This is a genomic window from Saccharothrix ecbatanensis (genome assembly GCF_014205015.1).
In the GTDB taxonomy this organism is placed as follows: domain Bacteria; phylum Actinomycetota; class Actinomycetes; order Mycobacteriales; family Pseudonocardiaceae; genus Actinosynnema; species Actinosynnema ecbatanense.
Map to the genome: position 1 here is coordinate 9,192,557 of NZ_JACHMO010000001.1, position 21,051 is coordinate 9,213,607.

At 71.8% G+C, this 21,051-nt stretch carries 20 protein-coding genes; 13 read left to right on the top strand and 7 right to left on the bottom strand.

What is annotated here, in order from left to right; genetic code table 11:
* Positions 1–32: 32 nt before the first annotated feature.
* Positions 33–674 (top strand): GntR family transcriptional regulator, encoded by a 642-nt coding sequence (locus F4560_RS41095; RefSeq protein ID WP_184928410.1) that lies wholly within the window; start codon positions 33–35, stop codon positions 672–674.
* 2 nt (positions 675–676) lie between these two features.
* Positions 677–1,672, top strand: a complete 996-nt coding sequence (locus F4560_RS41100; RefSeq protein WP_184928411.1) for a 1-aminocyclopropane-1-carboxylate deaminase — start codon at positions 677–679, stop codon at positions 1,670–1,672.
* Between the two features lie 36 nt (positions 1,673–1,708).
* On the opposite strand, the gene F4560_RS41105 is transcribed toward F4560_RS41100, so the two are convergent.
* On the bottom strand, positions 1,709–2,176 hold the full coding sequence (locus F4560_RS41105) for a MarR family winged helix-turn-helix transcriptional regulator (protein WP_184928412.1): 468 nt from the start codon (positions 2,174–2,176) through the stop codon (positions 1,709–1,711).
* Between the two features lie 74 nt (positions 2,177–2,250).
* Between F4560_RS41105 and F4560_RS41110 the strand changes: the two genes are divergently transcribed.
* Positions 2,251–2,754, top strand: coding sequence for a carboxymuconolactone decarboxylase family protein (locus F4560_RS41110; RefSeq protein WP_184928413.1), 504 nt, complete (start codon positions 2,251–2,253; stop codon positions 2,752–2,754).
* A 143-nt stretch (positions 2,755–2,897) separates the two neighbouring features.
* Here the strand turns inward: F4560_RS41110 and F4560_RS41115 are convergent, their stop codons facing one another.
* Complete coding sequence (locus F4560_RS41115) at positions 2,898–7,562, bottom strand: ATP-dependent helicase (RefSeq protein ID WP_184928414.1); 4,665 nt, start codon at positions 7,560–7,562, stop codon at positions 2,898–2,900.
* Positions 7,563–7,639: 77 nt separating this feature from the next.
* Between F4560_RS41115 and F4560_RS41120 the strand changes: the two genes are divergently transcribed.
* Both F4560_RS41120 and F4560_RS41125 read left to right on the top strand, forming a co-directional pair.
* Positions 7,640–9,628, top strand: coding sequence for an Hsp70 family protein (locus tag F4560_RS41120; protein WP_184928415.1), 1,989 nt, complete (start codon positions 7,640–7,642; stop codon positions 9,626–9,628).
* 49 nt (positions 9,629–9,677) lie between these two features.
* Positions 9,678–10,913: an MFS transporter gene (locus F4560_RS41125; RefSeq protein ID WP_221483828.1), complete on the top strand. Its 1,236-nt coding sequence runs from the start codon at positions 9,678–9,680 to the stop codon at positions 10,911–10,913.
* On the opposite strand, the gene F4560_RS45870 is transcribed toward F4560_RS41125, so the two are convergent.
* Both F4560_RS45870 and F4560_RS41130 read right to left on the bottom strand, forming a co-directional pair.
* The gene (locus F4560_RS45870; protein ID WP_281392379.1) at positions 10,914–11,039 is read right to left on the bottom strand and encodes a hypothetical protein; all 126 of its coding nucleotides are present in this window, start codon (positions 11,037–11,039) and stop codon (positions 10,914–10,916) included.
* A gap of 9 nt (positions 11,040–11,048) precedes the next feature.
* Complete coding sequence (locus F4560_RS41130) at positions 11,049–11,888, bottom strand: LysR family transcriptional regulator (protein WP_184928416.1); 840 nt, start codon at positions 11,886–11,888, stop codon at positions 11,049–11,051.
* Between the two features lie 71 nt (positions 11,889–11,959).
* Between F4560_RS41130 and F4560_RS41135 the strand changes: the two genes are divergently transcribed.
* From F4560_RS41135 to F4560_RS41160, 6 genes are all read left to right on the top strand, one after another.
* Positions 11,960–12,421, top strand: coding sequence for a cupin domain-containing protein (locus tag F4560_RS41135; protein WP_184928417.1), 462 nt, complete (start codon positions 11,960–11,962; stop codon positions 12,419–12,421).
* Between the two features lie 45 nt (positions 12,422–12,466).
* Positions 12,467–13,300 carry a helix-turn-helix transcriptional regulator gene (locus F4560_RS41140; protein WP_312869790.1) on the top strand — a complete coding sequence of 278 codons (834 nt, stop codon included), beginning with the start codon at positions 12,467–12,469 and terminating at the stop codon, positions 13,298–13,300.
* A gap of 80 nt (positions 13,301–13,380) precedes the next feature.
* A complete protein-coding gene (locus F4560_RS41145) occupies positions 13,381–14,145 on the top strand; it encodes a glucose 1-dehydrogenase (RefSeq protein ID WP_184928419.1) in 765 nt (254 codons plus the stop codon).
* Positions 14,146–14,217: 72 nt separating this feature from the next.
* The gene (locus tag F4560_RS41150; RefSeq protein WP_184928420.1) at positions 14,218–14,412 is read left to right on the top strand and encodes a DUF3046 domain-containing protein; all 195 of its coding nucleotides are present in this window, start codon (positions 14,218–14,220) and stop codon (positions 14,410–14,412) included.
* A 181-nt stretch (positions 14,413–14,593) separates the two neighbouring features.
* Positions 14,594–15,640, top strand: coding sequence for a recombinase RecA (recA, locus tag F4560_RS41155; RefSeq protein WP_184928421.1), 1,047 nt, complete (start codon positions 14,594–14,596; stop codon positions 15,638–15,640).
* Positions 15,641–15,646: 6 nt separating this feature from the next.
* Entirely contained in the window at positions 15,647–16,231 is a 585-nt protein-coding gene (locus F4560_RS41160; RefSeq protein ID WP_184928422.1) for a regulatory protein RecX, read from the top strand.
* A gap of 58 nt (positions 16,232–16,289) precedes the next feature.
* Here F4560_RS41160 and F4560_RS41165 read toward each other — a convergent pair whose 3' ends face one another.
* The 3 genes from F4560_RS41165 to edd form a co-directional block, all read right to left on the bottom strand.
* Positions 16,290–16,982 (bottom strand): YqeB family protein, encoded by a 693-nt coding sequence (locus tag F4560_RS41165; protein WP_184928423.1) that lies wholly within the window; start codon positions 16,980–16,982, stop codon positions 16,290–16,292.
* A 127-nt stretch (positions 16,983–17,109) separates the two neighbouring features.
* The gene (gene eda / locus F4560_RS41170) at positions 17,110–17,763 is read right to left on the bottom strand and encodes a bifunctional 4-hydroxy-2-oxoglutarate aldolase/2-dehydro-3-deoxy-phosphogluconate aldolase (protein WP_312869791.1); all 654 of its coding nucleotides are present in this window, start codon (positions 17,761–17,763) and stop codon (positions 17,110–17,112) included.
* On the bottom strand, positions 17,760–19,625 hold the full coding sequence (edd, locus tag F4560_RS41175) for a phosphogluconate dehydratase (protein ID WP_184928424.1): 1,866 nt from the start codon (positions 19,623–19,625) through the stop codon (positions 17,760–17,762). The genes eda and edd overlap by 4 nt, the downstream gene beginning before the upstream one ends.
* A gap of 227 nt (positions 19,626–19,852) precedes the next feature.
* Here edd and F4560_RS41180 point away from each other — a divergent pair, with 227 nt between their 5' ends.
* Both F4560_RS41180 and sdhC read left to right on the top strand, forming a co-directional pair.
* Entirely contained in the window at positions 19,853–20,149 is a 297-nt protein-coding gene (locus F4560_RS41180; RefSeq protein WP_184928425.1) for an Rv0250c family protein, read from the top strand.
* Positions 20,150–20,283: 134 nt separating this feature from the next.
* Positions 20,284–21,045, top strand: a complete 762-nt coding sequence (sdhC, locus tag F4560_RS41185) for a succinate dehydrogenase subunit SdhC (RefSeq protein WP_184928426.1) — start codon at positions 20,284–20,286, stop codon at positions 21,043–21,045.
* Positions 21,046–21,051 lie beyond the last annotated feature (6 nt).

The window sequence follows — 21,051 nt, forward strand, 5'->3', positions numbered from 1 at the left end:
CGCGGTCGGGCATCAGCGTCTACAGTGCCGATATGCAATATATTGGTCGGGCGTTATTCCGTGACCAGGCGCTGACCGCGATCCGCGAGGCGATCCTCGGCGGCGACCTCGCGCCCGGCGTGCCGATCAAGGACGCCGAGTTGGCCGAGCGGCTGGGCCTGTCCCGGACGCCGGTGCGCGAGGCGTTGGCGCGGCTGACCGACGAAGGCCTGGTCGAGAGCAAGCCGCACAGCTACACGCGGGTCACTCCGCTGGACACGGCGGCGGTGCGTGACGCGTACGTCGTCGTCCGGACAATGCACGCGTTGGCCGCACGGCTGGCCGTCCCGCGCATGGTGGCGGCGGACCTGGACGCGATGCGTGCCGCCAACACGTCGTTCGCCCAGGCCTTGACCGCCGGCGACGTGCCCGCCGCACTGGCCGCGGACGACGAGTTCCACGCGGTGGCGGTGCGGGGGAGTGCCAACTTCGCCATCGCGGCCACCATCGAGCGCTACACGCCGCTCGTCCGCCGGCTGGAGCGGTTGAGGTTCGCCGCGCCGACCGGCCGCCACTCGGTGGCGATGCACGACGAGATCATCACCGCCTGCGCCGCGGCCGACGCCGACCTGGCCGCGCGGCTGGTCGAGCGGAACTGGGCGACGTTGGCCGACCTGCTGGTTGAGGAGAACTGATCATGGCGCTGGACGATTTCGCGCGCTTCCCGCTGACCTTCGGCCCATCGCCGGTGCACGAGCTGGAGCGGCTGAGCCGGCACCTCGGCGGTGCGCGGGTGTGGGCCAAGCGGGAGGACTGCAACTCCGGGTTGGCCTTCGGTGGCAACAAGACGCGCAAGCTGGAGTACCTGGTGGCGGACGCGTTGGCCACGGGCTGCGACACGCTGGTGTCCATCGGCGGCGTGCAGTCGAACCACACCCGGCAGGTGGCCGCGGCGGCGGCTCGGGCCGGGCTGAAGTGCGTGCTGGTGCAGGAGAGCTGGGTCGACTGGCCGGACGCGGTGTACGACCGGGTGGGGAACATCCTGCTCAGCCGGTTGATGGGCGCGGACGTGCGGCTGGTGGAGGCGGACTTCGGCATCGGCGTGAAGCCCGCTTGGGAGCAGGCGATCGAGGACGTGCGTGCGGCGGGCGGCACGCCGTACGCGATCCCGGCGGGGGCGTCGGACCACCCGTTGGGCGGGCTCGGGTTCGCCGGGTGGGCGGTCGAGGTGGAGCGGCAGGAGGCGCTGCTCGGGGTGCGGTTCGACACGGTGGTCGTGTGCTCGGTGACCGGCAGCACGCAGGCGGGCATGGTGGCCGGGTTCGCGGGCAGTGGGCGGACGATCATCGGGATCGACGCGTCCGCCGAGCCGTGCGACACCCGTGACCAGGTGTTGCGGATCGCCAAGAACACGGCGGACCTGCTGGGGGTCGAGGTGACCGACGCGGACGTGATCCTCGACGACCGGTTCCACGAAGGCATCTACGGTGTGCCGGGGGAGTCCACTTTGGACGCCATGCGGCTGGGTGCGAGCCTGGAGGGCATGATCACCGACCCGGTGTACGAGGGGAAGTCGCTGGCGGGGTTGATCGAACTCGTCTCCACCGGCGAGATCCCGCGTGACTCCAACGTCCTGTACGCGCACCTGGGCGGTCAGCCCGCGCTCAACGCGTACAGCGCGCTGTTCCGCTGACCGCGCTGTTCCGCTAAGCATCAGCTCCGCTGGACGTCAGCCGAACCAGCCCGGCACGTCGACGGGGAACCCGGCGTTGGGCACGACCGTGCGGAGGGACGACTCCAGCTGCGTGACGCGGTCGGCGCCGAGCTTGTGGACCCACTGGGCCCGCAGCCGGTCGAAGATCTCCGCTGCCTGGGCCAGCGAGTCGATGCCGCGCGGCGTGAGCCGGATCAGCTTGCGCCGCGCGTCCTGCGGGTCGTCGACGCGTTCGACGTAGCCGAGGGCCGCGAGCCGGTCGACGGTCTTGCCGGCGGCTTGTTTGGAGACGCCGAGGCGGCGTCCGATCTCGCTGGCGGACGCGCCGTGGGCGCCGATGGCCTGCATGGCGAAGCCGTAGGCGGGTCGGACGTCGGGGTGCCCGCGTTCGGCCAGTTCGGCGTGCAACTGGTCGATGAGTGAGCGGAACCCGGCGAACAGCAGCAAGGGCAGCTCAAAGCCCGGCGGCTCCCGGTCAGCCATCGGGATGCTCGACAAACTCGACAACCTGGTTTACGGTTTCGACAACCACGTTGTCTACTTTATCGGAGTGCTCCATGTTTGCTCAGCACACGCTCGAATCCGCCCCCACCGGCTCACGGCGACTTATGGAGTCCACCGTCGCCCACCTCGGCCACTTGCCGCCGGCTGTGGCGCTGCTCGCCGAGTCACCCGAGATGCTCGGCGGCTTCCTCCACGCCAGTGGCCTCTTCGAGGCAAGCACCCTCGACCCACTCGGCCGCGAGGTGGTGATCATGACCATCGCCACCGGAAACGGCTGCCGGGTCTGCGTCGCCATGCACACCGGCCGGCTGCGGGAGCTGGGGGCTGATGCGGCACAGATCGCGGCCCTGCGGTCCGGGGAGCCACTGGACGACCTGCGGCTGGAGGCGCTGCGGCAGTTCACCCTGCGGGTGCTCGCCACTGCCGGCGAGGTGCCGGAGGACGAGCTGGCCGAGTTCCTGGACGCCGGCTTCAGCACGCGCAACGCGCTGGAGGTGGTGCTGGGCATCGGCACGTACACGATGTCCACCCTGGCGAACCGCCTAGTGCGCGCCTGACCGGCGCACCCCGCGCGCCAGCCCGCCGGCCGTCGGCACCCACCGCAGCGGTTCGTTTGGTGCCCGCCTGACCGACACACCCCGCGCGCCCGCAGCCCGTGTCCGCCTGGGCGAACCGCCTGGTCCGTGCCTGAAGCCCGCCGTCACGCCCGCAGCCGCAACCCCTTGGGCGTCGCCCGGAAGCCCGCGTCCTGGAGGATGCCGGCCAATCGTGAGCCCAATGCCACCTCCCCATCCGCCCGCTGCACCGCCAGCTGACCCAACCACCCGTCGCGCACGGCCCGTCCCAGAGCCTGGGCGGCCGAGCGCAGCGACTCCTCCTCCTCGGTGAACGACAGCAGCGACCGCCCACCCCGCTCCACGTAGAGCGTCGCCGCACCGTCCACCAGCACTACCAGCGCACCGGACTTCCGGCCCGGCCGGTGCTTGCCCTCGCCCGACGACTCCGGCCACGGGAGCGCCGCACCGTAGGGCTGCGCCGGATCGGCCGCCGCCAGCACCACGGCGTCCGGCGTGCCCATGTGCTCCTGCCCCGGCGGCCGGGACGACGCGCGCAGCCGGTCCACCGCACCCCGCGCCGCGAACTGCGCCGCACCGAGCCCTTCGACCACGTACCCGCGCACGACCTGCCCGGACTCCTCCATCGCCCGCAGCACCCGGTACACCGCGCTGAACCCGCCCGTCACCCGCTCGGTGTCCAACGCGCCCCGCGTCAGCACACCGTGCCGCTCCAGGAACGCCTCGGCCCGCGCGTGCGCCCGCCGCGTCGCATCGACAGCGGGCACGACGGCCAGCGACCACCGGCCCGCCACCGTCGGCGGCCCGGTGCGGCTCGGCATGTCCGGTCTACCGGCCCGCATCCGCGCGTACCGACCTCGCGGCGCGGTACGCCGGGGTTTGTGCGCCGTGCCACCACCCGCGACCAACGCCCGCAACGGCGCCAACGTGTCGTTCGTGACCACACCGGCCCACACCAGGTCCCACAGCGCGCCGACGACCTCGCCGTCCGTCGTCGGACCCTGCAACGACACCCGGTCCACCAGCTGCCGGAAGAACAACGCCCCGCCGCCCAACGCCTCCACCACGGCGGTGTGCAGCGACGAGTCCGGCATCGCCTCCGGCACCAGGTCCGGCAGCAGCAGATCGGCCACATCCGTCGGCGCCAACGCGATCCAGCCGTCACCACCGGCCAGCGAGCCGCACCCCGTCCACGTCACCTCACCGGACGCGGTCAGCTCGTCCAGCAGCGCCGGGCTGTAGCCGGGCAGCCGCGCGGGCAGCACCAGCGACTCGACCGCGCTCGCGGGCAGCGGCGCGCCGGCCAACTGCTCGACCACCGAGTACACGTCGTCCACCGTCGGCGCGGACCGCAACCGCCGCCCCACCCCGTGCCAGCCCGGCAGGAATCGGCCCAGCGCGGCGGGCTCCACCGGCTCCACCTCGGCCCGCAGCCTGGCCAGCGACGCCCGCCGCAACCGCCGCAGCACCTCGGCGTCGCAGTACTCGGTGTGCGTGCCACCGGGTCTCAACTCACCGCGCACCAGCCGCCCGGTGGCCGCCATCCGCTCCAACACCCCGGTCACCACGGCCACGCCCAACCCGAACCGCTCCGCCGCCTCCATCGCCGGGAACGGCCCGTGCGTCCGCGCGTACCGGGACAGCAAGTCGCCCAAGGGATCGGCCACCGGCTCGGTGAACACCTCCGGCACACCCACCGGCAACGCCACGCCCAACGCGTCCCGCACGCGGCCCGCGTCCTCGATCGTGATCACGCGGTCCTCGCCCGCGATGCGCACCCGGATCGCCCGCCGCTGCGCCACGAGGTCCGCCAGCCACTCCGGCCGCACACCCCGTTCCAGCGCCTCCGCCTCGGACAGGTCGCCGAGGAACCGCAGCAGGTCCGCCGCGCCCTCCGCGTCCCGCGCATGCCGGTCCGGCGCGAGGCGTTGCAGGTTGCGCTCGACCTCCTCGACGACCTCCGGGTCCAGCAACTCGCGGATCGCCTCGGAGCCCAGCAACTCCGCCAGCAGTGCCGAGTCCAGCGACAACGCCGCCGCCCGCCGCTCGGCCAGCGGCGCGTCCACCTCGTACAGGAACATCCCGACGTACCCGAACAACAGGCTGCGCGCGAACGGCGACGGCGACGGTGTCTCCACCTCCACCACCCGCACCCGCCGGGCCCGGATCTCCGTCATCAGCTCACGCAGGCCCGGCACGTCGTACACGTCCTGCAAGACCTCGCGCATCGCCTCCAGCACCACCGGGAAGCTCTCGTACTTCGCCGCCACCGACAGCAACTGCGCCGCCCGCTGCCGTTGCTGCCACAGCGGGGAACGCTTGCGCGGATCACGCCGGGGGAGCAGCAGGGACCGCGCCGCGCACTCCCGGAACCGGGCCGCGAACAGCGCCGACCCGCCCACCTCGGCCACCACGACCTGCTCGACCTCCTCCGGGTCGAGCAGCACGTCGTCCGCACCCGCCACGACCTGCGCGCCGTCCAGGTCGACCGCGTCCGGCAGCCGGATAACGATCCCGTCGTCGGAGTGCGCCGCCTGCACCTCGATACCGCGCCGCTCCCGCAGCCGGGCCGCGATCGCCAACGCCCACGGCGCGTTGACCTGCGCCCCGAACGGCGAGTGCACCACCAGCCGCCAGTCGCCCAGCTCGTCCCGGAACCGCTCCACGAGCACGATCCGGTCGTTCGGCACGTGCCTGGTCGCCTCACGCTGCTCACCCAGGTACGCCAACAGGTTCGACGTCGCCCACGCGTCCAACCCGGCCGACGCCGTCCGCTCGGCCGCCTTCGCTTCGTCCATTGTGGACACTTCGCGGAGGAACTTCCCCAGCGCCCGCCCCAACTCCAGCGGACGCCCCGGCGCGTCGCCCTTCCAGAACGGCATCCGTGCCGGCTGACCGGGCGCGGGCACCACGATCACCCGGTCGTGGGTGATGTCCTCGACCCGCCACGATGACGTGCCCAGCAGGAACGTGTCGCCCACCCGCGACTCGTACACCATCTCCTCGTCCAGCTCGCCCACCCGCGAGCCGGGACCGCGCTCCGACGGCGGCGTCATCACCGCGAACAGCCCCCGGTCCGGGATCGTGCCGCCCGACGTCACCGCCAGCCGCTGAGACCCCGGCCGGCCGCGCAGCTCACCGGTGATCCGGTCCCACGTGATCCGGGGCCGCAGCTCGCCGAACTCCTCGCTCGGGTACCGGCCCGCGAGCATGTCGAGCACCGCCTGCAACGCCGACTCCGGCAGCGCGGCGAACGGTGCGGCCCGCCGCACCAGCCCGGCCAGCGCCTCGACCGTCCACGTCTCCATCGCCACCATGGCCACGACGTGCTGCGCCAGCACGTCCAGCGGGTTGCGCGGGTACCTCACGGCCTCGATCGCGCCGTCCCGCATCCGCTCCGCCACCACCGCGCACGACACCAAGTCGCCCCGGAACTTCGGGAACATCACCCCGCGCGACACCGCGCCCACCTGGTGCCCGGCCCGGCCGACCCGCTGCAACCCGGACGCCACCGTCGGCGGGGCCTCCACCTGCACCACCAGGTCGACCGCGCCCATGTCGATGCCCAGCTCCAGCGACGACGTCGCCACCACGCACGGCAGCCGCCCGGACTTCAGCTCCTCCTCGACCACCACCCGCTGCTCGCGTGACATGGAGCCGTGGTGCGCACGGGCGATCGCGGCGCTGCGCTGGGTCGTCACGCCGGACTGGCCGACCGCCTCCGCGGGAAACCGCTCGGGTTCGGACCGCTCGTCGTGGGACCGCCCGGCTTGGGGCCGCTCGGCTTCGGACCGTCCGGCTTGGGGCCGCCCGGGTTCGGACCGCTCGTCGCGGGATTGCCCGAGCTGGGACCGCTCCAGCTCCGCGGCCTCCTCGGCCAGCTCGTTGAGCCGCGCGGTGAGCCGTTCGGCCAGCCGCCGGGAGTTGGCGAACACGATCGTGGACCGGTGCGCCTGGACCAGCTCCAGGATCCGCTGCTCCACCGCCGGCCAGATCGACGCCCGCTGCACCGCGCCCGACGCCGAACCCGACACCTCGCCGGTCGGCTCGCCGAGCACCGACATGTCCTCGACCGGAACCTCGACCCGCACCTCGATCGTCTTCGCCGTCTTCGGCTGCACGACCCGCACCGGCCGACCGCCCGCGAGGAACGCGCCCACCTCCTCGACCGGCCGGACCGTCGCGGACAGCCCGATCCGCTGGGCGGGCCGCTCCAGCAGCGAATCCAACCGTTCGAGTGAAAGTGCGAGGTGCGCCCCTCGCTTCGTGCCCGCCACCGCGTGCACCTCGTCCACGATCACCGTCTCGACGCCGCGCAACGACTCACGTGCCGCCGACGTGAGCACCAGGAACAGCGACTCCGGCGTCGTGACCAGCACGTCCGGTGGTGTCCGCGCGAACGCCCGGCGCGCGTCCGCCGGTGTGTCGCCGGTGCGCATGCCGACCGTGATGTCCGGCTCGGGCAGCGATAGCCGGTGCGAGGCCTGCCGGATGCCCGCCAACGGCGCCCGCAGGTTCCGCTCCACGTCCACTGCCAGCGCCTTCAGCGGCGAGACGTACAGCACCCGACACCGCCGCTTCGGCTCCGCGGGCTTCGGCGTGGACGCCAGCCGGTCCAGCGCCCAGAGGAACGCGGCCAACGTCTTGCCGGACCCCGTGGGCGCGATGACCAGCGCGTGTTCGCCCGCGGCCGCCGCCTCCCACGCGCCCACCTGCGCCGCGGTGGGCTCGGCGAAGGCCCCGGCGAACCACTGCCGGGTCGCGGGGGAGAACGCGGACAGAACTTCCATGCCGTCCATAGTGAACCTGCGGTCCGACAATTTTGTTTGTGGCACGATCACCCCCGTTCGAAACCAAAGGGGTGACCGTGCGCGTCCTGTCCGTTGACCTGGGCACTTCCAACACCGTCGCGGTGCTTGCCGCGCACGGCCGGCCGCCCCGGGTCGTGGAGGTGGACGGTTCCGCCACCATGCCGTCGGCCGTCTACTGCGAAGAGGACGGCACCCTCGTCGTCGGCCGTGACGCCGAGCGCCGCGCCCGCCTCGACCCGGCCCGCTTCGAACCCAACCCCAAGCGCCGCGTGGACGACGGCGTGCTGCTCCTCGGCGACAACGTCGTACCCGTCACCGACGCGCTGGCCGCCGTGCTGCGCCGCGTCCTGGACGAGACGAACCGCCAGCTGGGCGGCGAGTCGCTGGACGAGATCCGCCTCACCCACCCTGCCCAGTGGGGCCTGACCCGCCGCAACGTGCTGCTGTCCGCGGCCCGCCTCTCCGGTGCCAAGGGCGAGGTCGTGCTGGTCCCGGAGCCGGTCGCCGCCGCCTCCCACTACGCCTCGCTGGCCGTCGGCCAAGCGCTTGCGGTGTACGACCTCGGCGCGGGCACGTTCGACGTGGCCATCGTCGGCGCGACCCAGAACGGCTTCACCGTGCTCGCCGAGGACGGCCTCCAGGACCTGGGCGGCCTGGACGTCGACCAGGCACTCCTCGAACACGTCGGGCGGCAGGTCTCGCACCGCGACCCGGCGGCCTGGCAGCGGCTGCTGCGCCCGGAGTCCACCGCCGACCGCAGGGCCCGGCGCGCGCTCCAGGAGGACGTGCGGGCCGCCAAGGAGTCCTTGTCACGGCACGCGCACACCGAGGTGCCGATGCCCGAGCCGTTCGAGGACGTGCTGGTCAACCGGTCCGACCTGGAAGCGCTGGTCCGGCCGAGCATGATGCGCAGCGTGGAGCTGCTGGAGTCCACGATCCGGTCCACCGGCATGGCCCCCAACCAGCTCGCGGGCATCTACCTGGTCGGCGGCGCCAGCCGCATCCCGCTGGTCGCGACGATGATCGCCGAGCAGGTGCGGATCGTGCCGACGAGCCTGGACCAGCCGGAGACCTCGGTGGCCCTGGGCGCGCACCACGTCCCCAAGGACGGCGTCACGCCGCGCTCGCAGGAGACGGCCAGGCCCAAGGAGCCGGACACGGTCGTCACCAAGCCGGTGAACCCGAACGCCGGCGGCGGGTACCAGGTCAACCCCGCGACCAGCGGCGCGTACCAGGTGAACCCGAACGCCGGCGGCGGGTACCAGGTCAACCCCGCGACCAGCGGCGCGTACCAGGTGAACCCGAACGCCAGCGGCGCCTACCAGGTGAACCCGGGCGTCAGCGGCCCGTACCAGGTCAACCCGAACGCGAGCGGCGCCTACCAGGTCAACCCGAACGCCAGCGGGCCCTACCAGGTGAACCCGCAGACCGGGCCGCAGCAGTTCAACTTCCCGTCCGTCACGCGCAGGCTGCCCGCCGAGAAGAAGAAGCCCAGCCGGACCATGCTGATCTCGGTCGGCGCGGCGGTGGTGGTGCTCGCGCTGGCGGTGGTCGGCGGGCTCGTCGCGTTCAGCGGGCCGGGCGTGCCCACCGCGCAGGACTGCAAGAACGACACCCAGCAGGACGACAAGGGCTTCACCGAGTGCCTGCGCCGCCTCGCGGGCACGATCCCGGACACGAGCACGTGCAAGGCTGGCGGCACGCCGGGTGTGGGCGGCGTCAACGCCATCAAGGGCACCGTGGTCAGCTGCGCCGTGAAGGACGACTACTCGGTCCAGTACGTCCTCACCGAGACGGTCGTGGGCGCGCAGCACGGCGCGGAGGCCGTCGTGCAGTCGCTCAAGAGCGACATGGTCGAGGCTCAGTGGGCGGGCAACGGCCTCAAGGGCAAGTACCGTGCCGCGGCCGACGGCGGGCTGGGGCTGCTCGTGTTCACCGCGGACGACCTCCCGTTGCTGGGCATCGTGACCAAGAGCGGCGGCGAGGAGCTGACCGCGGACCAGGTCGCGGACTTCTTCGAGGCTGCCGTCCAACCCGGCACCTGACCCGGACGGTGGCTGGTCGGGACACTGGTCCCCTGGCACGATCAAGATCATGACTGTGGTCGACGTCGTGCAGCGCAGGGTCCTGCGGGTGCTGGCGGTGACCCAGGTGCTGGGCGCGGCGGGCGTCACCATCGGCTTGGCGGTGAGCTCGCTCATCGCGGCCGTGCTCGCGGACTCCGACGCGGTCGGCGGGCTGGCGCAGACCAGCGCGGTGCTCGGCGCGGCCCTGTTCGCGCTGCCCGCGGCCCGGATGGCGGCCCGGCGCGGACGTCGTCCGGCGCTGGTCTTCGGCTACGGCGCGGGCGCGATCGGCGCGGTGGTGGCGGCGTGCGCGGTGGTGCTCGGCTCGTGGCACGTGCTGCTGGTCGCGCTCGTGCTGTTCGGGGCGGCGTCCAGCGCGAACCTCGCGGCCCGGTACGCGGGCGCGGACCTGGCCCATCCGCATCGCAGAGCGCGCTCGGTGGCGTTGGTGGTGTGGGCGTCCACGTTGGGCGCGGTGGCCGGGCCGAACCTGGCCGCCCCGGCGGGTGACGTGGCGGTGCGGCTTGGGTTGCCGGTGGGCGCCGGGCCGTACCTCTTGGCGGCCGCGCTGTTCGGTCTGGCCGCGGTCGTCGTCCTGCGGTTCCTCAGGCCCGATCCGCTGGCCATCGCGCAGTCCGCCGTCGTACCCGCGCACTGCGCCGGGGGAGTGGGCGAGACCAAGGGCGCGAAGGCCCTGTGGCGGTCGCTGCCCTCCGCCGCGAAGCTCGCGCTGGGCGGGGTGACCCTGTGCCACACCGCGATGGTGGGTCTGATGTCGATGACCCCGGTGCACATGGACCACGGTGGCTCGTCGCTGCGCGTCGTGGGCGTGGTCATCAGCCTGCACGTCGCCTCCATGTACGCGGCCAGCCCGCTGTTCGGGTGGATGGCCGACCGGCTCGGTCGGGTGCCGGTGCTGACGATCGGCGCCGCGCTCGTGGTCGCCGCGGCCGGTATCGCGGGCATGGCGTCCTCGCACGACGCGCCGCAGCTCGCCGCCGGTCTGGCACTGCTCGGCTTCGGCTGGTCGGCGGGCCTGGTGGCGGGATCGGCGCTGCTCACCGAGTCGGTGGAGGTGCTGGACCGGCCGGCCGCGCAGGGGTTGTCCGACCTGTGCATGAACGTCGGCGGCGCGCTCGGCGGCATCACGGCGGGCGTGGTGGTGACCGCGTGGTCCTACGCCGCGTTGGGGCTGCTCGTCGGGTTCATCGCGCTGCCGCTGCTGGTGGCGTGCCTGTTCTCGTCGTTGCAGCGGGTGTGGTGATCAGCGCTTGCGGTTGTGCCAGAGCGCCCTCACGCCCACGACGATCGCGGCGACCAGCACGGCGATCACCGCGATCGTGGCGATCGGTGACGACATCCCCGTGGGGTCTTCCTGCAGCAACAGCACACTTCGAGGTTAGCGCGCCGCCGCGGCGAATTCGCGGACCCGGGCCGTTTCGCCGGCACTGCGCCAGACCAGTCCCCACGCCACGCGCGGAGCGTCCACCAGCGGCAGGAACGCGATCTTCGGACGGGTGAAGTAGCCGACCGCGTGCGCGCCCAACGGGCAGACGCCCTCGCCGTCGGCGATCGCGGTGAGCAGTTCCTGGAACGTCGTGAGGTCCCGTCCACGCTTGACAGGCGCCCCGTGGGGGGTCGTGTCACGCCAGTAGGAGGCACGGAAGACCGTGTCGCGGGCCAGGTCCTCCAGGGTCACGGACTTCTGCCGCGTGAACGGGTGCGTGTCGGACACGGCGAGCACCAGAGGCTCCTCGAAGACCACCGGACCGGACGTCAGATCGGGTTCGTCCACCGGGAACAAGGTCACCAGCACGTCCACCTCATCCGCCCTGAGCAGCGCGAACGGGTCGGTGAACGGGGCCTCGCGGACGCGCACCTCGCTGCCGGGGTGGCGGGCGCGGAAGGTGTCGAGGACGTCCGTGACGAGGTCGGCGACGGCCGGCGCCTCGAACCCGACCCGCAGCAGGTCCGTCCCGCGTGCGGCCTCCACAGCGCGCGCTATGCCGTCCACGATCTGCTGGTAGGCCGGTGCGAGGTCGTCCCGCAGCCGGCGGCCGATGGGGGTGAGCGCGACCCGGCGGCTGGTGCGCTCGAACAAGGGCGCGCCGATGCGGCGTTCCAGCTGCTTGACGGACTGGCTGACCCGCGCCTGGGAGACGTGCAGGCGCTCGGCGGTGCGGCTGAAGTGCAGCTCCTCCGCCAACGTCAGGAAAACCTCCAGGTCACGCCGTTCCATAACTGCCAGGTTATCGTTCTATCCGGTTTCCGTCGTTGTTCGGGGTCCTGCCGGCGACGAGGCTCGACCTCATGGAAAACACGCTCCTCGTCCGCGCCGCCCAGGCCGAAAAGCTCGACGCCGACCCCGCCGCCATCGTCACCCTCCTCGCCGACCTGGACGGCCTGACCAGCAACCGGTCCACCTTCCGCGACGGCTCGGACGGCGCGCCGCCGCACTTCCACACCCGCGCCTCGGAGTTGTTCTTCGTGCTCGACGGGACGCTCCAGGTGCTGCTGGACGAGGACGTGGTGACGTTGGAACGCGGCGACTTCCTCGTCGTGCCGCCACGCGTGCCGCACGCCTTCGGCGCGCTCAAGGGCGCCGACGCGGACGTGTTGTTCGTCTTCACGCCCGGCATGGGCCGGTTCGACTACTACCGACTGCTCGACCGCGTGCAGCGCGGTGAGGCGAGCCCGCAGGAGATCCGCGACTCGCAGGACCGGTTCGACAACCACTACGTCGACAGCCCTGCCTGGAAGGCGGTGCGCTGACCGGGCTCGTTGCTACCGTGGCGTGTGACCAGCGAATCCCCCGCGGTGAGACTGCGTCGGCGAGAACAGCTCCGCGACTTCCTGCGGACCTGCCGGGCGCGGCTCACGCCCGCTGACGTCGGCATCGTGGCGGTGGGCCGGCGCCGGACGCCGGGGCTGCGGCGCGAGGAGGTCGCCGCGCTCGCCGGGGTCGGCGTGTCCTGGTACACCTGGCTGGAGCAGGGCCGCGACATCACCGTCTCGGCCGAGGTGCTCGACGCGATCAGCCGTGCGCTGCGCCTGACCGCCCTCGAACGCGCGCACCTGTACGTGCTGGCCGGTCTCAACCCGCCACGGGTCGGTGGTGCGCGCGGTGACGCGGTCGGTCCGGAGTTGCGGCGCCTGGTCGACGCGTGGACGCCGCGGCCCGCGATCCTCCGGGACCGGTACTGGAACCTGCTCGCGATCAACGCCGCGACCCGGACCGTGTTCGGCTATGACGACACCGACCACAACTGCCTGATCACGTTCTTCACCAATGCCCGGTACCGCGACATGCACGTCCACTGGGCATCGGTCGCACCGGTCGTCGTCGCCGCCTTCCGCGCCGACGCGGCGCACGCGCCCGCGGACCCGGAGTTCGACCGGGTGGTCGACGCGCTCAGCGCCGCGAGCACCGAGTTCGCCGAGCTGTGGGCACGCCACGAGGTGGGCGCCCCGGTCCAGGCGGTGAAGGCGATCCACCACCCCGAGGCCGGTGACCTGGTCTTCGACGTGACGACCCTGGCGGTGGCCGACCGCTCGGACCGGTTCCTGGAGCTGCACAACCCGCGGCCCGGGACGGGGACCGAGGAGCGGCTCGAACGGCTGCAGCACGGCGTGCAGGCCGCCTCGGCCTGATCAGGGCCGAGGGTGGTGGTGCCGCTCCCAGGTTGAGCGCGCACTGTTTGCGCCCCACGCCGGTCGGCACGCTGGACCCCATGACGCACAGCGCTACTTCCCGGTTCAAGGACAAGATCGCGCTCATCACCGGCGGCACGAGCGGCATGGGGCTCGCCACCGCGCGGAGGTTGCTCGCCGAGGGCGCCCAGGTGGTCGTCACCGGGCGCGACCAGACCCGGCTGGACGCCGTGGTCGACGAGCTGGACGGCGGTGACGGCGTCCTCGCGGTGCGCGGCGACGTGGCGAGCCTCACCGACCTCGACGCGCTGACGGCCGTGATCCTGGACCGGCACGGGCGGCTGGACGTGGTCTTCGCGAACGCGGGCGTCGCTTCGTTCCAGCCGAACGGCGACGTCACCGAGGCCGAGTTCGACCGCGTCGTGGACATCAACTTCAAAGGGGTGTTCTTCACCATCCAGAAGACCCTGCCGCTGCTGTCCGACCACGCCGCGATCGTGATCAACGCGTCGTGGACGCTGCACCGCGGCCTGGCCGGCGCGTCCCTCTACGCGGCGACCAAGGCGGCCGTGCACAACCTGGCGCACACCCTCGCGGCCGAGCTGGCGCCCAGGGGAGTGCGGGTCAACTCGGTCAGCCCCGGCTACATCGAGACCCCGATGTTCCACGACAACGTCTCCGCCGAGGCCGGAGCCGCCGTCGTCGCCGCGGTGGCCGCCGGTCGCATCGGCACCGCTGACGACGTCGCCGGCGCGGTTGCGTTCCTCGCCTCCGGTGATGCGTCCTACATCAACGGGCAGGACCTGATCATCGACGGCGGTCTGGTCGCCGCTGCCCCGCGTTGACGACCACCCTCGCTTTGACGGCCTACTACGTCGACAGCCCCGCCCGGAAGGCGGCGCGATAGCCTGGCGTCGATGCGCATCACGGTGTTCCGCGGGCGGATGGCCGACGAGTTCGGCCAGGTCAGAGCGGAGATGGTGGCCAGGGACCACGTGCTGTCGGCCCTCGGCGGTAGGACGCCCGACGAGGCGTTGGAGGCGGGGCTGCAGGTCAAGGAGGTCTGGCTGGCCGTCTGCGACGCCTTCGACGTGCCGGAACAGCGGCGGTGACCGGGCGTGACCCGGTGTGTCGACCAGGCGGTCGAACACCTGTTCGGCTACACTCCCCGACACGACCGGGTGACGACACCCCGCTGGTGACCTGGTCCCCACCCGAAATTGTCGGACCCCACCCGTAACGTCGGCCCCGACATCGCACAGCGACCCCAAGACACTCCAAGGTGGACTCCAGATGGCACCCCAGGCACCCGACCGGGACAAGGCCCTCGAACTGGCCCTGGCCCAGATCGACAAGCAGTACGGCAAGGGCTCGGTCATGCGGCTCGGCGACGAGGTCCGCGCCCCGCTCCAGGTGATCCCCACCGGCGCGATCGCGCTCGACGTGGCGCTGGGCATCGGCGGCCTGCCGCGTGGCCGCGTGGTGGAGATCTACGGCCCTGAGTCCTCCGGTAAGACGACGGTGGCGCTGCACGCCGTGGCCAACGCCCAGCGCGCCGGCGGCATCGCGGCGTTCATCGACGCCGAGCACGCGCTCGACCCGGACTACGCGAAGAAGCTGGGCGTCGACACCGACGCGCTGCTGGTCTCCCAGCCGGACACCGGTGAGCAGGCGCTGGAGATCGCGGACATGCTGGTCCGCTCCGGCGCCCTCGACATCCTGGTCATCGACTCGGTGGCGGCCCTGGTGCCGCGCGCCGAGATCGAGGGCGAGATGGGCGACAACCACGTGGGTCTCCAGGCCCGCCTGATGAGCCAGGCGCTGCGCAAGATCACCGGCGCGCTCAGCAACTCCAACACCACCGCGATCTTCATCAACCAGCTGCGCGAGAAGATCGGCGTGATGTTCGGCTCGCCCGAGACCACGACCGGTGGCAAGGCGCTGAAGTTCTACGCGTCGGTGCGGCTGGACGTGCGGCGCATCGAGACCCTGAAGGACGGCGGCGAGCCGGTCGGCAACCGCACCAGGGTCAAGGTCGTGAAGAACAAGGTGGCCCCGCCGTTCAAGCAGGCCGAGTTCGACATCCTCTACGGCCACGGCATCAGCCGTGAGGGCTCGCTCATCGACATGGGCGTCGACCAGGGCATCCTGCGCAAGTCGGGCGCCTGGTACACCTACGAGGGCGACCAGCTGGGCCAGGGCAAGGAGAACGCGCGGAAGTTCCTGCGCGACAACCCGGACGTGGCCAACGAGATCGAGAAGCGGATCAAGGACAAGCTGGGTATCGGCGCCACCCTCGACGCCGACGACACCGCTCCGGCGGCGCCGGTCGAGTTCTAACCTGGCATGGCAGGGCGAGGTGGCCGTGGTCGCGGGCTGTCCCGCGACCCTTCGGCCGACGACACCGAGCCGGTACCGGTCGACCCGGCGAAGGAGCAGCGCAAGGCGACGGACATCTGCTACGCGCTGCTCACCGCTCGGGCACGGACGCGCGTGGAGTTGAAGGACGCGCTGCTGCGCAAGGGCATCACGGAGCCGACGGCCGAACTGGTGCTGGCCAAGTTCGACCGGGCGGGCCTGATCGACGACGTGGCCTTCGCCGAGGTCTGGGTCCGTTCCCGGCACACCTACCAGGGTCTGGGTCGGCGGGCCTTGGCGATGGAGTTGCGGCGCAAGGGCGTGGCGGACGAGGTGGTCACCGAGGCCGTCGCGGCCGTGGACGACCAGGCTGAGGAAGACCGGGCGCGGGATTTGGTGCGCAAGAAGCTGCGCACCATGGCGGGCCTGGACGACACCACCAAGATCCGCCGCCTGGTCTCCGCCCTGGCACGGAAGGGCTACGCGGAAGGCCTCGCCTACCGGATCGTGCGCGAAGAGCTGCGCCGGGCCGGCGAGGACACCACGACCCTGGACGACCTGACCCAGTTCTGACCCGGCGCCGCCCCCCTGACAGTCCCGGAGTGGACGGTGCCGCAGTGGACGGTGGAGGTCAGGGGAGTTGGCGGGTCAGGCGCCAGTACTGGCGCTTCTTCTCCTCGCGCACCACGACGCCAAGGCGGCTCAGCTCGTCGCGCAGCTCGGCGGCGTCCGTGTTGTCGCCCTTGCGCAACGCCTCGGCCCGCACCTTCAACAACGCGTTCGCCCCCGGCGGCAACCCCGGCGACCCGTCGACCCACCGCCGGTAGTCGTCCCGGTACGGGTCACCGCCTTCGAGCCACTGGTACCCGTGCGACTGGAAGGCGTCCGCCAGCTCCGCCGGCTTCAGGTCGTGGTTCTCCCGGGCCAGCTCACCGGTGTCCACCCCGAGCAGCACGAGCTTCTTGCCGTCCAGGAACGCCCCGGACACCAGCGTCCGGTCGAAGCTCCGGTGCTTCCCACCCCGCAGCAGCTCGACACCCTCGTTGAACACCTCGACCACGAGCCGCTCGTGCGCCGCGATCCCGGCCACCACCAGCCCGAGCACGGCGCCCACGGCCAGCGACCCGATCGTCGCCCAAGGCTCCGGAATCGACGCCACCAACCGGAACGGCCCTTGCATCGGCGCCCAGGACAGGTCGGCCACCCAGCCGGCGACGGACTTCAAACCCCACACCACGCCCGCACCCACCAACGGGAACCCGACGGACACCAGCGCCACCTGGCCGTGCGGTTCGGCGACCACCGTGGTTCGTCGCGCGCTCATCCCTCACTACCTCCCCCGAAGTGAACGGCCCAACGCTATCGCCGTAGGCAGCGCCGGCAGGGATCAGGGGGCGAGAGTACGAAGAAGGGCGCCTCCCCGTGAAGGGAGACGCCCCACTGGCCAGGACCTAAAGGGCGGCGGCGGCCCTGGCCAGGTCTTCGATCCGGGCGAAGTCACCCGAGGCCAGCGCGTCCTTCGGCGCCAGCCACGACCCGCCCACGCAGCCGACGTTCGGCAACGCCAGGTAGCGCGGCGCGCTCTCCGGCGTGATGCCACCGGTCGGGCAGAACCGCAGGCCCGGCAACGGGCCGCCGATGGACTTCAGGTAGTCCACCCCGCCCGCGGCCTCGGCCGGGAAGAACTTGAGCGACGTCAGACCGCGCTCGACCAGCCGCATCGCCTCCGACACGGTCGCCACACCCGGCAGGAACGGCAGCCCGGTGTCCTCGGCCGCGTCCAGCACCCGGTCCGTCGACCCCGGCGTCACGAGGAACGCCGCACCGGCCTTCGCCGCCTGCTCCGCGTGCTCCGGCGTGGTCACCGTGCCCGCGCCGATCACGATGCCCGGCACCTCCGCCGCCACCCGCTCGATCGCGGCCAGCGCGGCGGGCGTGCGCAGGGTCAGCTCGATCACCCGGACACCACCGCGCAACAACGCCTGCGCCAGCGGCACGGCGTGCGAGGCGTCGTCCACGACGACGACCGGGATGACGGGCGACAGCGCCAACAGGTCCGCCGCCGTGGCGTGCGCCGGGGTGGTGGTCGCTGAGTTGGTGGTCACCGGGAAACCTCCTGGTTGAACTGGCCCTCGAAGTGCGAGGCCGCGATCGGTCCGAACACGCTCGCGCCCCGGTCCGCGGGCCCGACCGCCCGGCGCAGCGCGGCGAACAGCTCCCGACCGGTGCCGGTCCACGCCTGCGCGTCCGGTGGGAAGTCCACCAGCTCACGCCCGGCCAGCTCCTCCGGGTCCACGAACACCTCCAGCGTGCCGGTCTCGGCGTCGAGCCGCAGCACGTCACCGTCCCGCACGCGCGCCAACGGCCCGCCGACGGCCGCCTCCGGGGTGACCTGGATGGCGGCCGGGATCTTGCCGGACGCGCCGGACATCCGACCGTCGGTGACCAGCGCGACCTTGAACCCGCGGTCCATCAGCACGCCCAGCGCCGGGGTGAGCTTGTGCAGCTCGGGCATCCCGTTCGCCTGCGGCCCCTGCTGCCGGACCACGACCACCACGTCCCGCTCCAGCTCGCCCGCGTTGAACGCGGCGCTGAACGCCTCCTGCGTGGTGAACACCCGCACGGGCGCCTCCACGATCCGGTGCTCGGCCTTGACCGCAGACACCTTGATCACCGCACGGCCGAGGTTGCCGGACAGCATGCGCAGGCCGCCGTCGGCCGCGAACGGCTCCGACACGGGCCGCAGCACGTCGGTGTCCAGCGAGTGCGGCGGGCCGGGACGCCACATCAGCACGCCCTCGACCAGCACCGGCTCCTGTCGGTAGCGGTCCAGCCCGGGACCGGCCACGGTCTGCACGTCGGCGTGCAGCAGACCGGCGTCCAGCAGCGTCGAGACCAGGTACGACACGCCGCCCGCCGCCTGGAAGTGGTTGATGTCCGCCGAACCGTTCGGGTAGACGCGCGCCAGCAGCGGCACCACCGAGGACAGCTCGGAGAAGTCGTCCCAGTTCAGCTCGATGCCCGCGGCCGACGCGATGGCCACCAGGTGCATCGTGTGGTTGGTCGACCCGCCGGTGGCCAGCAGCGCGATCACGCCGTTGACGACCGACTTCACGTCGACCACGTGCCCGATCGGCGTGTACTCCTCGCCGCGGCTGATCTCCACCGCCCGCCGCGCGGCCTCTTCGGTCAGCGCCTTGCGCAGCTTGGTCCCCGGCGGCACGAAGCTCGCGCCGGGCAGGTGCAGGCCCATGACCTCGACCACGAGCTGGTTCGAGTTGGCCGTGCCGTAGAACGTGCAGGTCCCGGGGCTGTGGTACGACTGAGCCTCGGCCTCCAGCAGGTCCTCGCGGGACGCCTTGTTCTCCGCGAACAGCTGCCGCACCCGGGCCTTCTCCGAGTTCGGCAGGCCGGAGTTCATCGGGCCTGCGGGCACCAGGATCGCGGGCAGGTGCCCGAACGACAGCGCGCCGATCAGCAGGCCGGGCGTGATCTTGTCGCACACGCCGAGCAGCAGCGCCGAGTCGAACATCTCGTGCGACAGGGCGATACCGGTGGCCATCGCGATGACCTCACGGCTGAACAGGGACAGCTCCATGCCCGCGCGGCCCTGCGTGATGCCGTCGCACATGGCGGGCACGCCGCCCGCGAACTGGGCCACACCGCCGACGGCACGCGCCGCGTCCTTGATCCACGCGGGGTACTCGTTCATGGGCTGGTGTGCGGACAGCATGTCGTTGTACGCGGACACGATCGCCACGTTCGGGCGACGCAGTGCACGAAGGAGGTCTTTGTCACCGCCAGTGATCCCGGCGAAGCCGTGCGCGAGGTTGCTGCACGCCATGTCGCGCCGGGCGGGGCCATCCTGCTGGGCCTGGGCGATGCGTTCGAGGTAGGCGGACCGGCCGGCGGCGCTGCGGGCGGCGATTCGAGCCGTCACGTCGGTGACGACGGGATGCACGCTCATGGGTTCGCTGTCTCCGGTGGTGATCACGGGCCGTGGTGGGCCCGGTGGACGACAGCGCTGGCGTCGCACGGACGGACGTGACAGCTCGCACACTATGTCACGACTCATGATCGTCACAAAACCGATTCAGATCATGAGACACGACTGGGTTGGTTGTGGTCCTTGTCACAGCGCTTTCTACTTGGCAGAGTCGGCACACGGACCGGACCCCGAGGGAGGTGCTGACCATGACGTCCTCCGAGATCGTGGAGCTGCGCCGGGCGCTAGGCCAGTTGCGCCACTGCGTCGGCGGCCTGCGCGCGCGGTACGGCGACGTGGCCGCGGTGCAGAGGCTGGCCAACGACGTCGAACGCCTGGACATCGACGCGACCGAGCTGCTCGACCTGGACAGCACGCCCCGGCAACGCGAGGCGCCCCGGGCCGAACGGGAGGTCGTCGTCGTCCCCGACACGCCCTACGACCCGAAGCTGTGGAGCGACGCCGACGACGAAGGTCTCGGCGGCTACCGCAGCCAACGCACCTGAACGAACCCCGACCGGCCCCCGCGTGACCACGCGGGGGCCGCTCCCTTTCCCGGCCCTGCACTGTGTCCCACGCCACAATGTGTCTCGCACCACAGCATTCTTCACGCCCACAACGAAGTGGAACGAGGTGAGGTATGAGGGCGCAGATAGGCCAGCGCACGTTGCGGACGGACCGGTGGTGGCTACCCCCGCTGATGACGTTCGTGGGCCTGCTCCTGATCTCCATCTACGCGGGCGTGCGGACCTTCATGGGCGACCACTACTGGGTCGACGAGTACCGCTACCTCACGCCCATGTACTCGCCGTGCCTGACCGCGGAGTGCCTGCCGAACGCGGCGCACTTCGGCCGGCTGCTGCCCGAGCTGCCGGGGTTCCTCACCCCGCCGGTGATCATCATCCCGTTCCTGCTCGGCTTCCGGGTGACCTGCTACTACTACCGCAAGGCGTACTACCGGGCGGCGTGGCTGTCCCCGCCCGCGTGCGCGGTGGCCGAGCCCCACACCAAGTACACCGGTGAGACCCGCTTCCCGCTGATCGCCCAGAACCTGCACCGGTACTTCTTCTACGTCGCGTCGCTCCTGCTGCTGATCAACATCTACGACGCGATCTTCGCGTTCAGCACCGGCATCGGCCTCGGCAACATCGTGCTGCTGGTGAACGTCGCGCTGCTCGGCGCGTACACGCTGTCGTGCCACTCGTGCCGGCACATCGCGGGCGGGCGGTTGAAGCACTTCTCCAAGCACCCGGTCCGGTACTGGGCGTGGACGCAGATCTCCAAGCTCAACGCCAAGCACATGCAGTTGGCGTGGGCCTCGCTGATCTTCGTCTGCGTCACGGACCTCTACGTCGCGCTGGTCGCCTCCGGGACGATCTCCGACCTCCGATTCGTCAACTAGGGAGCT